The 12,569-nt window shown below is 66.3% G+C and carries 14 protein-coding genes; 13 read left to right on the top strand and 1 reads right to left on the bottom strand.

Annotated features, from left to right (window positions below; genetic code table 11):
- Positions 1-47: 47 nt before the first annotated feature.
- The gene (locus BLW57_RS40900) at positions 48-2,252 is read right to left on the bottom strand and encodes a DnaB-like helicase C-terminal domain-containing protein (RefSeq protein ID WP_176985571.1); all 2,205 of its coding nucleotides are present in this window, start codon (positions 2,250-2,252) and stop codon (positions 48-50) included.
- A 681-nt stretch (positions 2,253-2,933) separates the two neighbouring features.
- On the opposite strand from BLW57_RS40900, the gene BLW57_RS13700 reads away from it, so the two are divergent.
- The 13 genes from BLW57_RS13700 (at position 2,934) to BLW57_RS13640 (ending at position 12,520) form a co-directional block, all read left to right on the top strand.
- Positions 2,934-3,785, top strand: coding sequence for a helix-turn-helix domain-containing protein (locus tag BLW57_RS13700; protein WP_093474715.1), 852 nt, complete (start codon positions 2,934-2,936; stop codon positions 3,783-3,785).
- Positions 3,786-3,882: 97 nt separating this feature from the next.
- On the top strand, positions 3,883-4,272 hold the full coding sequence (locus BLW57_RS13695; RefSeq protein ID WP_093474714.1) for an ATP-binding protein: 390 nt from the start codon (positions 3,883-3,885) through the stop codon (positions 4,270-4,272).
- 175 nt (positions 4,273-4,447) lie between these two features.
- The gene (locus BLW57_RS13690; RefSeq protein ID WP_093474712.1) at positions 4,448-5,299 is read left to right on the top strand and encodes a sigma factor-like helix-turn-helix DNA-binding protein; all 852 of its coding nucleotides are present in this window, start codon (positions 4,448-4,450) and stop codon (positions 5,297-5,299) included.
- Entirely contained in the window at positions 5,296-6,117 is an 822-nt protein-coding gene (locus BLW57_RS13685) for an integrase (RefSeq protein ID WP_093474711.1), read from the top strand. The genes BLW57_RS13690 and BLW57_RS13685 overlap by 4 nt, the downstream gene beginning before the upstream one ends.
- Positions 6,118-6,299: 182 nt before the next feature.
- A complete protein-coding gene (locus BLW57_RS13680; RefSeq protein ID WP_093474709.1) occupies positions 6,300-6,647 on the top strand; it encodes an SCO3933 family regulatory protein in 348 nt (115 codons plus the stop codon).
- A gap of 5 nt (positions 6,648-6,652) precedes the next feature.
- Positions 6,653-8,020: an FtsK/SpoIIIE domain-containing protein gene (locus tag BLW57_RS13675; RefSeq protein ID WP_093474708.1), complete on the top strand. Its 1,368-nt coding sequence runs from the start codon at positions 6,653-6,655 to the stop codon at positions 8,018-8,020.
- Between the two features lie 86 nt (positions 8,021-8,106).
- Positions 8,107-8,817, top strand: a complete 711-nt coding sequence (locus BLW57_RS13670) for a DUF2637 domain-containing protein (protein ID WP_093474706.1) — start codon at positions 8,107-8,109, stop codon at positions 8,815-8,817.
- A 13-nt stretch (positions 8,818-8,830) separates the two neighbouring features.
- On the top strand, positions 8,831-9,010 hold the full coding sequence (locus BLW57_RS13665) for a mobile element transfer protein (RefSeq protein ID WP_073889547.1): 180 nt from the start codon (positions 8,831-8,833) through the stop codon (positions 9,008-9,010).
- A 14-nt stretch (positions 9,011-9,024) separates the two neighbouring features.
- Positions 9,025-9,180 (top strand): hypothetical protein, encoded by a 156-nt coding sequence (locus BLW57_RS13660; protein WP_093474705.1) that lies wholly within the window; start codon positions 9,025-9,027, stop codon positions 9,178-9,180.
- Between the two features lie 19 nt (positions 9,181-9,199).
- Positions 9,200-9,502 (top strand): SpdD-like protein, encoded by a 303-nt coding sequence (locus tag BLW57_RS13655; RefSeq protein WP_093474703.1) that lies wholly within the window; start codon positions 9,200-9,202, stop codon positions 9,500-9,502.
- A gap of 101 nt (positions 9,503-9,603) precedes the next feature.
- Complete coding sequence (locus BLW57_RS13650) at positions 9,604-10,980, top strand: replication initiator (RefSeq protein ID WP_256339474.1); 1,377 nt, start codon at positions 9,604-9,606, stop codon at positions 10,978-10,980.
- A complete protein-coding gene (locus BLW57_RS13645) occupies positions 10,956-11,150 on the top strand; it encodes a helix-turn-helix transcriptional regulator (RefSeq protein ID WP_093474702.1) in 195 nt (64 codons plus the stop codon). The genes BLW57_RS13650 and BLW57_RS13645 overlap by 25 nt, the downstream gene beginning before the upstream one ends.
- A complete protein-coding gene (locus BLW57_RS13640) occupies positions 11,147-12,520 on the top strand; it encodes a tyrosine-type recombinase/integrase (RefSeq protein WP_093474700.1) in 1,374 nt (457 codons plus the stop codon). Before BLW57_RS13645 ends, BLW57_RS13640 begins: the two co-directional genes overlap by 4 nt.
- Positions 12,521-12,569: the final 49 nt, after the last annotated feature.

Here is a 12,569-nt window from a genome sequence, read left to right as displayed (position 1 = left end):
ACCCCGAGGAAACCGCCACTTAGATAGGAGTTGAGAAACGTTCGATTTTACTGACTCAGGCTAGCGAAACGAGAATAGTGGCCCTGGAAGGCGGTAACGATGCGTCCCGTAGGACCAGTCCTGTTCTTGGCAACCGTGAAATCTGCTTCGCCCGCGCGCGGCGACTCTTTTTCGTAGGCATCTTCCCGATGAAGGAGTATGACCGCATCGGCATTCTGTTCAAGGGACTGCCATTCTCGCAGATCTTCAGTCGTTGGCTGGAGATCTGTCCGCCTGTTTGGCGTCAGCTCCAGCTCGCTGATGGCAACGACCGCAACGTCAAGGTGACGGGCCATCAAGCGGAGATCCCGGGAAATTCGGTTTGCCGAGAAACGTAGTTCCTCCGCGCTTTCACTCTCATGCTGTATGAGCTGCACAGAGTCAATTACCACCAATCGCACGCCGCTATCTGCAACTGATCGCCGGGTCTTGGCTTTGATCTCTTCGACTGGCGGGCTTGATGAATCATCTATAAAGAGAGGTGCGCCAGTAACCTGCGGCATGACGCGGGCTAGTCGGGTCCAGTCCTCATCTGTCATGAGGCCTGACTGCATGTGATGTATGGCTACTCTAGCTTCAGCGGAAAGAATGCGAGTTGCGACTTCATTTCTGCCCGTTTGTAGAGAGAAGAAGAGGCTTGGTGTATTCTCTCGAATTGCGCAGGCACGGATCAAGTCCGTAGCGAAAGTAGTCTTTCCCATTGCTGTACCGGCGGCAACAACAGTCAATTTCCCTGGCTGCAGCCCATTGATGAGGACGTCAAGGTCAGGCAAGCCGGTAGAAAGACCCAGGATGTGGGATTCAGGTTTCCCTATGCCCTCAATTTCGTCTAGTGTGCCTTCCATGATGTCACCGAGTGCCGAGTAATCTGGCTTACCTCGGTGCCGCGCCACAGCTGATATTTCAGCTTGTGCTGTTTCGATTATTTCTTGAACGTCACGCTCTGAAGAATAGCTGAGCTGTGATATGTGTGAACTAGCATCGATTAGGCGGCGGAGTACGGCCTGCTCGTGTACCGTCTCAGCGTGAGCCTCACCCTCACTAAGATCTGTGGGTGCATTTAAGACCAATTTATGCAGGTAAGTCATTCCTCCCGCCTGGGACAGTTTCCCGTTCTCTTCCAGCGTTGCACTTACCGTTTCTGGGTTAACGGTTTCGCGCCGAGCGTACATGGCAGCCACAGTCTCGTGAATCAATTGATGTGCGGCGTGATAGTAATCTTCCGATCCAACGACCTCTACGATATCGGCCGCCGCGTCGGCTGAAATTAGCATGCAACCGAGGGCTAGCGCCTCCGCTTCAAAGTCGTGAGGGGGAGTGGCGTGGGTCTTACCCTGCTTCGTGGCGCTTATAACTCTCGGGCTTGAGAAGTCTCCCTGAGGCAATCGCCCGGTCGGCTCGACTGTGAAGTATGCGGCCTCGCCGCTCTCCCCGACTGGCGAAGTTACTTGAGTTGATATTTGCTCATCATCGGACAGTTCTTGGGCTATTCGGTGAAGAGTTTGATCATCACTGTCATTTACGGCAGTTGCTCGATCGAGCGCATTATCAATGTCAGCTGCCTCATCATCGAGTGCTTGCGGATCATCCATGGTTGTCGAATCGGTGTCCGATTCGCTCAGATCTTTGGATTTGCGCAGTCGATCGAGTTCATCAGTGAGTTGTGCAACTTGCTGCTGAACGAGTGCAGCAAGCTGCTCAGCCTGCCGTCGTTTCTCCTGAGCGCGCTGCAGTTCCAATTCGGCCCGTTCGCGCTGCTGTTCTGCTCTTTCGAGTCGCAGTCGCGTCTCCTCGATCTCGCCGGCGGACGCTCGATTGGCCACCAATTGTTCATTCTTCAGCGTAAGGTCATTGACCTTACGCTGAAGCTGATCAAGCATCCCGAGCATGACCATGATCAAGTTTTGAGAATTTCCGCGAGCTCTTTCAAGATCAGCTTGACGCTCAAGAGCGCGTACTAGTTGGTCGTAAGTTTCAACCTCGATACGAGGCTTCGCGGCAACTCCTGCACTTGTTCGCGTTGGCTTAGCTCGCGGCGCGGATGCCTCTGTCCACAGAGACATGGCTTTACCTTGCCGACGCTCACGAATTAGCGGGTCGGCAACTGTGGCTTTGAGCAAAGCCAATATGAACTCATGAGACGGAATTTTCCCGCTGAGATTTTGGCTTGCTTGCGCCCGAGAGATGGGTATCTCGGCAGCAATGTCCTTCAAGGTTTTCCCACTGGAGTCCACTAGCTGCCGAAGGAACTCTGCTAGGGCCTTGGCTTCTTGTCTCTCAGCCCTGATGGGACCCCAAGGTCTCCCAGGACGCCCGACTTGCGGCATTGCTCCCCCAGTTTTGGCTCAACTCTGACTCGCGGGCGATCGGTTGATCTGAGACAACCCCTCAGTTGTTCGGACTTTACCTCGGTTGATCAGTTCCACAGCTGAGATCTAAACCGATCAATCCCAAGATGCTGCCACATCGTCAACTCACAAGGGAGACCCCGATGTCCATGCGTCAACCGTCGCCCAAGTCCCCGAGCTGGTCCTACGTGGTCCTGGCTGTCCTGATGGCTGCCATAGGCGCTGGGTGGGGGCCGGAAGACATCCGCGCCTTGGGATACATGCTGCTTGCCCTGCTGGCGATCGCGTACGCGGCTCAGCGCGGAAGCTGACCTTCTTGGTGCCAGGCGACTAATCGTTCGTGCGCGCGGCACGGGCGCCGGCCGGGCTGAAGCGGGGCGGAGACAGGAGCGCAGGCCCGGCCGGGGGCCGGGCCGCGCGCGGTGAGCGGAGCGAGCCGCCTTGAACCAGTAGAGAAAGTTTGAATCACGCTCGCGACTGCTGCTGATCACTGCGGCTCGGGCACTCGCTCCGGCGTCTGCTGCTCCGTGGTGTAGAACCCTGACTATGGGGAGTGAACGACGGGAGCGGATGAAGGCGCTTGGGATGCGTCTTCGAGGGCTGCGTGCTGAAGCTGGCCTGACCGGTGCCGTGTTGGCGCAACGCGCCGGCGTAGGGCAACCAACCGTGTCCAAGGTGGAGACCGGGCGCATGGTTCCGAGCTTTGCTGTCCTTGACCGGCTCTCTCGTGCTCTCGGCCTTGATGACTCGTCGGCCCGTGAGGTGCGTGACCTCCTGGTCGCGGTCGAGGCCGCCGCTGACGCCGGGCTTGCACCCGATGATGGCGGAGCCGCCGGGGCGGTGCTCGACGACGCTGTGCGATCGGCTCGGCTAGTGCGGTCGTTCCAGTGCGTGGTACTGCCGGCCATGCTCCAGAGCGCGGAGTACGCCCGCCACGTCTTCCAAAGCGCGCCGAACTCGACGCCTGAGACGGTCGGTCGGGCTGTTGCTGCCCGCGTCGAACGGCAGAGCGTGCTGTACGAGCCGGGGCGCGAGTCAGTGTTCGTGCTGACGGAAGCGGTGTTGCGCACCTGGCCCGGCACCCCGACGCTGATGCTCGCTCAGCTCGACCGGCTGCTGGCCGTCGAAAGTCTGAGTTCGGTCCGTCTCGGGGTGATCCCGTGGCGTAGGGCGGTGCCGGTGCTGCCGCGGCACGGCTTCACGTTGTGCGATCAACAGGCGGTCGTCGTTGAGACGTTCACTGGCGAACTGATGTTGACCGGCGCTGCCGAGGTGGCCGCATGGGAGGAGACGTTCGATCAGTTCGAGCGGGCTGCCGTCTTCGGTGATGACGTGCGCGAGCTGCTGTTGCGGGTGATGAAGGAGTTCCGCGACTTGGGAGACACAGTCACCCAGTAGAGGAATAATTCCTCTAGATGCCTGGCCTGCTGGCCCTGCTTGGGAATACGCTGCCGCTGCACTGTCTAGCCCCCTAGACGAACAGAGGTGTTTTCCCATGCTCACTAAATGGTGCCGTGCCTTCCCCGGCCTCGCCGAGGAAGTGGCTCACGCCCGGCACTTCGTCGCATCACTCACCGCACAACATGGCCCGGTCGACGAGGCCGTCCTGGTTGTGAGCGAGCTGGCGACCAACGCCGTACGGCACTCGCTGAGCGGCGCGGCCGACGGCTGGTTCCTGGTGATCGTGGGCTTCGGCGAAGACCTCGTGCGCATCGAGGTGGTCGACCAGGGCGGCGACCGCGAACCGCACCTGCGCGAGGCGACCAGCCAGGAAGAGGGCGGCCGCGGACTGTTACTGATCGCGGGCTGTGCCAAGGACTGGGGTGTGAAGAACTGGCCCGACGGGCGCTCCGTGTGGGCCGAGCTGGCCCGGGAGGGGATGTGATCACGCTCTATGCGACGGAGGTCGGCGGCCGCCTCGCGGGCGGTGGCGGGTGACTCCTAGGGGTGTGCCTCGGCGGCGGGCCCGGTTCTACGTGGTCGGCGTTCGTACAGGACGGCGGCTCCCGCCGATTCCGTCTAGGGCCCTAGACTCCTGGGTACTGCTGGGAGGTGTGGTCATGTCGGACGAGTTGCAGCGGATCACGGCGATCGATGATCCGTATCTGCTCCTGCGTGAGGTCACGAAGAGGCTGGCCGACGCGCAGCAGGAGGTGACCGAGCTCGCCCGGCTCCGCCGCCGTGTGGTCCAGGACCTCCACGCACAAGGGCTGTCGTATGCGCAGATCGCCGAGAAGGCCGGCCTGAGCCGTGGGCGGATTCATCAGATCCGGCACACCGGCCCGGCACCCGAGGGGGCCTTCCTGGGTGCGGGTGCCGTCACCGTTGCGACTCCGCTGCGGTGGGACAGCGAGAAGAAGCGTCCGGTCGTCGCCATGGCCGACATGAACTCCGGTAAGCGACTGGAGGAGTTGGCAAAGTCTTACGGGCTTGCCGTCAGCTCCGGTCACGTGTTGGTGAGCGGTGAGATCGACCTGAACCGTGACGGCCTGATCGTCGTCTGCGGGCCGGGGATGTCCGAGGCGATGAAGGGTCTTTACGCCCAGGACCCGGTACTCAGCTGGGAACACCCGGAAGGTGAACCGTGGGCGCTGGTGGACCGGCGCACCAGCACGGCCTACCACGCGGGGGCGGACATCGAGCCGCGCCGCCCGCACGACGTCGGATACCTCGGCAGGCTGCCCCGACCGGACGGCAACGGTTCGGTGCTCGCCATTGCCGGAATCCATACGGCAGGCTCCCTCGGTGTGGTCCACCTGCTCACCTCTGACCTCAACACGCTCTGGGGGCAGGTGGGCGAGCGCCACTTCTCCACGCTGGTGAGCGTCGAGTACGACCCCGAGACCGACGAGCCACGGTCCGTGGAGCTGCTCTGTCCCCTCTACCTGCACGACGAGGAGGCGACGGCGTGAACGTCGCCCTCGCCTCGCAGCCAGCTGATCCGGGACGGGAAAACGAGGACTTTGCCGCAGCCGCCTTTGGCGCGGCCGTCCTCCTCGACGGCGCCGGCGTGGCCGGTGCGGAGACCGGATGCGTACACGGCATCGCCTGGTTCTCCTCCACGCTGGGCGGCCTGCTGCTGGCTGACATCGCGGCGCAATCCGCCCGGCCGCTCGCCGACTGTCTCGCCGACTCGATCCGCGCTGTCCGCTCCCTGCACGAGGACACATGTGACCTGACCTATCGAGCCAGTCCGACCAGTACGGTCGTCGCTGTCCGGGCCGATGCGGCAACTCTGGAGTACCTCGTTCTCGGCGACTCGACCCTCCTCCTCGCCGAGACGGACGGGAGTACGGCCGCCATCACCGACCAGCGTTTGGACGACGTGGGCAAGCGCCTGCGTGGACCGGTCGACGCCGTGCCCACGGGGTCGCCCGCACACTCCGCTGCACTAGCGGAGTACCGGGACGCCCTGACCGGCCTGCGCAACCGGCCAGGTGGCTTCTGGATCGCCGGCCCCGATCCGCAGGCAGCCGAGCACGCCCTTACGGGGACGGTGCCGCTTGATTCACTGGCTTCCGTGACGCTGCTGAGCGATGGCGCGACACGCCTCGTCGACAGCTTCGAACTCGCCGACTGGAAAGCCGCGCTGGGCCTCCTTCACTCGTCGGGCCCGGATGGGCTGATCGGTCGCGTACGTGCCGCTGAGGCCGGCGACCCCGACGGTCGGCGCTGGCCGCGTGGCAAGGCGCGCGACGACGCAACCGTCCTCCACTGGGTCCTGCCGTAGTGCGTTCCCGCCGGCTCTGAGACACGCTCGTATACCCCCCTAGACAGTTGACGGGTCGTCGGCTACCTTTAGCGTCAACCCCCCTAGACAGTTAGGCGGGCTCCCTCCTTGGCTGTCTAGGGGGGTATTCAGATCGGATGGCGCCGAGCAAAAGGCGCCGACAACACAGTGAGGTACAGGCAATGCGTGTAATCCCCGTGGAGACTTCCGCCGCGACGCTCCTCGTCACCAAGCTGCCCGAGGTCAAGGTGAGGGACCGGCAGACCGGTGAGATCGCCGTGGACCCGGTGACCAACCAGCGGTTGATGACGCTGGAGCTGGTCTTCATCGCGGCCGGTGGCTCCGACATGATCAAGGTCACCGTTCCTGAGCAGGGCATCGGCGACGGCCTGGTGATGGGCGCCCCGGTCATCCTGTCCGGTCTGGTGGCTCGGCCCTGGGAGAGTGAGTTCGGCGGCCGCACCCGTCACGGCATCGCCTACCGGGCGGACGCCGTCATGGTGAACGCCCCGGCCGCGGTGCAGGGCTGACGGCCATGGCTGACACCGTCCGGGTGCTGTTACCGGTCCTGCTGGTCCTGGTCGCGCTGCTGGTGCTGCGCCGGCGGATGCCCGTCTTGTTCTGGTGGCTCGTCGGGTATCCGGTCGTCGTGGTGCGAATGCTCATCTCGTACCGGGCGACGATGGACGCCTGCGGCCTGACGGTTCCGGCGTCGGCCGTTCGCCGGGCCACGGCCCGGATGATGGGGCGGCAGGCGGCTCCCGTACCGCCTCGCCACTCGTTCCCGCTGCCGACCGGGTCCGGTCTCGTGATGCGGCTCCGTATGGCGGCCGGGCAGGCGCCCGAAGACTTCACCGCCTCGGCCGACCGGCTTCGGCACGCCTGGGGCGCCCACGCGGTGTACGTGCTCCCCACAAAACCGGGGCGGCTCGAACTGCGTCTGGTCGGCTGGGATGTACTCGCCGACGTACGGCCCTCCCGCCGTCGGCTGGCGGCCGGTCCGCTCTGCCTTCCGCTCGCGCTGCGGGAAGACGGCCGATGGCATTCAAGGGACTTCCGTACCGTGCCGCACGAACTGATCCTCGGCGCCACCCAGTCCGGCAAATCCGTCTACCTGCGCAACTTGCTGTGCGGCCTGGCCCGCCAATCGGTCGTCCTCGTGGGCATTGACTGCAAATGGGGCGTCGAACTCGCTCCGTTCGCACCCCGGTTGTCCGCGCTCGCTGACAACCCGGACCGGGCGAACGAACTCCTCGATGCCCTGCTGGCGGAGATGGAAGCACGGTTCCGCCTCATCGGCCTTAGCGGCGGGGCCGGCCCGGAGGCGGTGCTCACCTCGGACGTGTGGGGGCTGCCGGATGACGTACGGCCGGTGCCGGTCGTAGTCGTCGTGGACGAGGTGGCGGAACTCTTCCTCGCTGCGAGCAAGGACGACGAGAAGCGGCGGGACGCGATGGTCACCAAGCTGATCCGCCTCGCCCAACTCGGCCGCGCCGCCGGCATCTATCTGGAGGTGTGCGGACAGCGCTTCGGCTCCGAACTCGGCAAGGGTGCCACCATGCTCCGCGCCCAGTTGACCGGACGGGTCTGCCACCGGGTCAACGACGAGGCGTCGGCGAACATGGCGCTGGCCGACATCGCCCCTGAAGCGGCCCTGGCCGCTACCTCCATCCCGGCCGAACGGCCCGGCGTCGCGATCGTCGGTGACTCCTCTGGCGGCTGGTCCCGCGTCCGCTCGCCTCACCTGACCCTCGACGAGGCGGCGGCCGTGTGCCGCGACACCTCCGGCCTGGTGCCGGAACTGCCCCGGCTCGACTCCTTCCGGCCCGCCATCGCCCTGGAGTCCGCCGGCCCGGCCTCACCTGCCACTACCGCGCCCACAGCTCGCCCGGTGACCGGGTAGCCGCGCTCTTTCCCTCGGTCGGCGTGACCGCCTCACGCCACGTCCCTACCCCCTCCATGCCCGAAACCGGAAGGAACGCCGTGCCCATGCGTGCCCACCTGGTCCGCGTAGACGCCGTGCTCGTGCAGGCGGTCATTGCCGGGGCCCTGTCCTTCTCGCACCTGCACGATCTCGCCGAAGCGTCCGGACAGGGCGGGTGGAAGGCATGGGCCTACCCGATCAGCGTCGACCTGCTGCTGGTCGCCGCCTGGCGCCGGATGCGCGACCAGCAACGTGCCGGACAACCGGCCGGAGGACCGCGGCTGTGGTTCCTGGTCGCCCTTGTCGCGTCCCTCGGCGCCAATGTCGCCACCGCCGGTCTCCTCGACCTGGGCCACGTTCCCGCCGCGCTCCGCGTCGTCGTCGCCGGCTGGCCCGCTGTCGCCTTCTTCGGCGGAACGCTCCTGGCCCACGCCCCGCACGGTCCAGAAGCGCTGGCCGCACCGGGCGACGGTGCGAACGCGGCTGAGGAGTCGCGCGCGGCCCCGGCCACTGCCGATGCGCCCAACCGGGACGCGCTTCCGGCACCCCCCAACGACCCCGAACCCGCTGCTACGGCCACAGCCGCCGAACCGGTCGCCGCCCCCTCCCCGGCTCCCGTTCCCCCCGTCGCACTCCCGCCCGTCCTCATTGATCGCGCTCGTGCTCTGGCCGAGGAACACCGCTCGGCCACCGGTCGTCCCGCCGACCCCGATGCCGTACGCGCCCGGCTCGGCCTGCCCCCGTCCATGACCGCATCCGTCGCCGCCCACCTCTGAGAGGAGCACCACCATGCACCGGCGTTTCCGCAACGTCCGTCGTATCGGCCCGGTGAACGTCGCCTCCTACCTCGACCGCGGAAAGAACCGCCACCTGGCCGCCTGCACAGCGCCCCGCTGCGACTTCTCCGCCGAGTACGACAGCCGCGCCGCCGCCGAACTCGCCGCCCGCACCCACCGCTGTTCGGCCTGAGAGGAAACCACCGCATGGACGTCCCGCTCTGGCTCGCCCTGTTCTGCATCGGGGTCCTGGGCGTCAAGCTCATCCGCCCGCCTTGGTGGCTCATCGCCGTGCTGCTCCTCGGCGGCTACCTCCTCGCCGACAGCCTGCTGGCCCCGGTCATCGACTCCCTCGTCAAGTAACGCGAAAGGAGATCCGCCCATGTTCCGCCCGAACATCCCGACCATGCCCCAGCCCACCGGCCTGGCCACCCCGCCCGCCGTCGTCGAACCGACCACCATCGCCCCGGCCGCCCCGACTCCACCGGCCATAGTCACCTCGGCATCGAATCGCCCCGCCGTCCAGCTCACCCCTGGCGCCATGCTCGCGCTCATCGGCGGCGGTACGGCCGTGGTCCTGGTCGTCGGCGCCGTCTTGGTCTCCATGCTCCTCGCCGTCGCCATCACGGCCACCTCCGTGGCCGTCTGCGCCGTCGTCATGCGCTCCCTTCTCACCAGGCGCTGACCTCATCCGCTCCGCCCCGTCCGGCTTGCTCACGGTGTCTAGCCCCCTGGACGGAGCCGGACGGGGCACTCAGCCCCCGCTGTCCAAGGAGGAACCCGCACATGCGTCCCGCGGCTCCGACCGGAGCCATCCGCCACCTGGTCACCCTCGCCCAGCACGGCGACCTCAGCACCTACGCACGGCAAATCCAGCGCCTCGGCGGCTGCGAGCGGCCGGTACGGATGGAGGGCCACCGGCTCGACGTCCATGCCGCAACCGGCGAGATCGTCCGGGAGATCGTGGACCGCGACCTCCCCGCCGGGCAGCTCCTCATCCGCTGCAACAACCGCCGCGCCACCCGGTGCGCCGCCTGCGCCGAGGTGTACCGCAAGGACACCTTCCACCTCGTCACGGCTGGTCTGAGCGGCGGCAAGGGCATCGGCACGGCCGTCGCCCAGCACCCCCGCGTCTTCGCCACCTTCACCGCCCCCTCCTTCGGCCCCGTCCACAACCGGCCGTCGGGCGGTCGGTGCCGCTGCGGTCGGCGGCACCTGGAGGACGACCCCGCCCTGGGCACGCCGCTCAACCCGGACCGGTACGACTACCGCGCGGCCGTCCTGTGGAACGCACACGCAGGCGCGCTGTGGGCCCGCTTCACCACCTACCTGCGTCATCAACTCGCCTCCCGCGCGGGCATCGGACGTTCCGCCCTGCGCGAGTGCCTCAAGGTCTCGTACGCCAAGGTCGCCGAGTACCAGCGGCGCGGCGCCGTGCACTTCCACGCCGTCATCCGCCTCGACGGCCCGGACGGTGCCGAGGATGCCCCGCCGGCCTGGGCCACAACCGAATTGCTCACCGACGCGATCCGCTCGGCGGTCCGTCTCGCCGAAACCCCCGGCCCCGTCCTCGACGGCCGGTCGTACGCCTTCTGTTTCGGCGAGCAGCTCGACATCCGTCCCATCCGCTCCGCCGACTTCGCGGGTACCTCGGAGCTGTCCAGCCGCGCAGTGGCCGCCTACATCGCCAAGTACGCCACCAAGGGCGCCGAGACTGCGGGCACCCTCGACCGCCCGATCCGCAACCCCATCACGGATTTGATCGGCTCGGGTGTCACCGACCATGCCCGGCGGATGATCCTCACCTGCTGGCATCTCGGCGCCCTGCCCGAACTCGAGCCCCTGCGTCTGCGCAAGTGGGCCCACATGCTCGGCTTCCGCGGCCACTTCTCCACCAAGTCCCGCGCCTACTCCGTCACCCTCGGCGCCCTTCGCCAGGAGCGCGCCGACCACAACGAGGCCCTGGCCCGCGAACGCGCGGCCGAAGCCGGCCACCCGTTGCCCGACCCGGACACCGTCCTCGTCCTCTCGCACTGGGTCTTCGCAGGGACGGGCCTAACTGCGGCGGAACACCTCATCACTCACGGCACTGGCGCCCCGACAGGCCAGGCAGACGACGACACGGAAGGAGCGCTGACATGGACCACCGGCGCGACGAACTGATGACCGTCCCGCAGATCCTCACGGAGCTGGGTGGGGTGTCTCGCCGCACCTTCTACCGGTGGCGTGAACTGGGGCAAGGGCCAGCTGCGTTCAAGCTGCCCAACGGCGAGCTCCGCGTGTGGCGTGCTGACTTCGCCGCTTGGCTGCGGCAGCTGGAGGCGGCGGCGTGAAGTCTCTAGACGTGAAGGTGTGGGGCGTCCGCAAGCGGAACACCAAGAATCCGTCCTATGACGTCCGGTGGATGGTCGCCGGAAAGGTCTTCTCCGAGCAGTTCCGCACCAAAGGGCTGGCAGACCACTACCGGTCCAAGCTGCTCCGGGCTACCCATGCCGGCGAAGAGTTCGACACGGTGGCGGGGCTACCGGAATCGATGGTCGAGAAGGCGGCCTCGATGACCTGGTACGCCTTCGCTCTGAAGTATCTCGCCATGAAGTGGCCGCACGCGGCGCCGAACACACGCAACGGGATCAATGAAGCGCTGACTGCAGTGACGCTGACCCTTCTCGGCGAGCGTCCGGGGCAGCCGTCCGAGGAACTGCTCAGGAAGGCGCTTCGCAACTGGGCCTTTGTCCTTCCCGGCCCGGACGAGCGTGAATTGCCGACCGAGGTCGCAAACGCTTTGCACTGGGTGGCCAAGGCGTCACGCCCTCTCTCGGACCTCGGGGACGCTGCGATTGGCAGGGCCGTCTTGGACTCGCTCAGGTTGAAGCTCGACGGGACGGCGGCAGCCGCGGAGACCGTCCGTCGCAAGCGTCGGACCCTAGTCAACGCACTGCACTACGCGGTGGACCTGGGGGAGTTCAAAGAGAACCCGATCACGGGTATCCGCTGGAAGAAGCCGAAGGTGGCTGGGGAGGTCGATCCTCGGGTGGTCGCCAATCCCGAGCAGGCTCGGACCCTGCTGACGGCGGTTTCGTACGTAGGTGGGTACAGCCGTGCGCGTGGCCGTCGGCTCGTCGGCCTGTTCGCGCTCATGTACTACGGCGCCCTGCGTCCGGCTGAGGCGGTCGGCCTCACCATGGCGGACGTGAAGCTTCCCGAGACCGGCTGGGGGACAGTCCTTCTGAACCGGACACGTCCCAGTGTCGGCAAGCAGTGGACCGACTCCGGCGAGACCCATGACGACCGCGGTCTGAAGAACCGGCCGGCGGAGGAGGTACGCATCGTGCCGATCCCGCCCCAGCTCGTCGCGATCCTCCGGCGGCACCTCGACACCTTCGGTACCGCCGAGGACGGGCGGATGTTCACCAACGAGCGCGGGGGAGTGGTCGGCTCGTCCACGTACTACCGCGTCTGGCAGGAGGCCCGTGCGCTGGCGCTTCCGCCGGCCGCGGTTGCCTCGCCGCTCGCCGCGCGACCGTACGACCTCCGGCACTCGGCCCTGTCGACCTGGCTCAACTCCGGGGTGGACCCGACCGAGGTCGCCGAACGCGCGGGCAACAGTGTCGAGGTCCTGCTGGGCCGCTACGCCAAGTGCATCGACGGTCGGCAAGAGATCGCCAACCGCAAGATTGAGGAGCTTTTACGCGAGTACGAGTGATTTCGGCTTCGCCAGGCGCAGCGCCCGGATGTGTCCGGGCGCTGCGCTT

Source organism: Streptomyces sp. 1222.5 (assembly GCF_900105245.1).
GTDB lineage: Bacteria > Actinomycetota > Actinomycetes > Streptomycetales > Streptomycetaceae > Streptomyces > Streptomyces albidocamelliae.
This window is presented reverse-complemented; position numbering and strand designations above follow the sequence as displayed.

Excerpts from the sequence above, each read along its gene's own strand:
- BLW57_RS13665 (WP_073889547.1), top strand. The coding sequence starts at position 8,831 with ATGCACCGGCGTTTCCGCAACGTCCGTCGTATCGGCCCGGTGAACGTC.
- BLW57_RS13700 (WP_093474715.1), top strand. The coding sequence starts at position 2,934 with ATGGGGAGTGAACGACGGGAGCGGATGAAGGCGCTTGGGATGCGTCTT.
- BLW57_RS13695 (WP_093474714.1), top strand. The coding sequence starts at position 3,883 with ATGCTCACTAAATGGTGCCGTGCCTTCCCCGGCCTCGCCGAGGAAGTG.
- BLW57_RS13675 (WP_093474708.1), top strand. The coding sequence starts at position 6,653 with ATGGCTGACACCGTCCGGGTGCTGTTACCGGTCCTGCTGGTCCTGGTC.
- BLW57_RS13645 (WP_093474702.1), top strand. The coding sequence starts at position 10,956 with ATGGACCACCGGCGCGACGAACTGATGACCGTCCCGCAGATCCTCACG.
- BLW57_RS13690 (WP_093474712.1), top strand. The coding sequence starts at position 4,448 with ATGTCGGACGAGTTGCAGCGGATCACGGCGATCGATGATCCGTATCTG.
- BLW57_RS13650 (WP_256339474.1), top strand. The coding sequence starts at position 9,604 with ATGCGTCCCGCGGCTCCGACCGGAGCCATCCGCCACCTGGTCACCCTC.
- BLW57_RS13660 (WP_093474705.1), top strand. The coding sequence starts at position 9,025 with ATGGACGTCCCGCTCTGGCTCGCCCTGTTCTGCATCGGGGTCCTGGGC.
- BLW57_RS13670 (WP_093474706.1), top strand. The coding sequence starts at position 8,107 with ATGCGTGCCCACCTGGTCCGCGTAGACGCCGTGCTCGTGCAGGCGGTC.
- BLW57_RS13655 (WP_093474703.1), top strand. The coding sequence starts at position 9,200 with ATGTTCCGCCCGAACATCCCGACCATGCCCCAGCCCACCGGCCTGGCC.
- BLW57_RS13680 (WP_093474709.1), top strand. The coding sequence starts at position 6,300 with ATGCGTGTAATCCCCGTGGAGACTTCCGCCGCGACGCTCCTCGTCACC.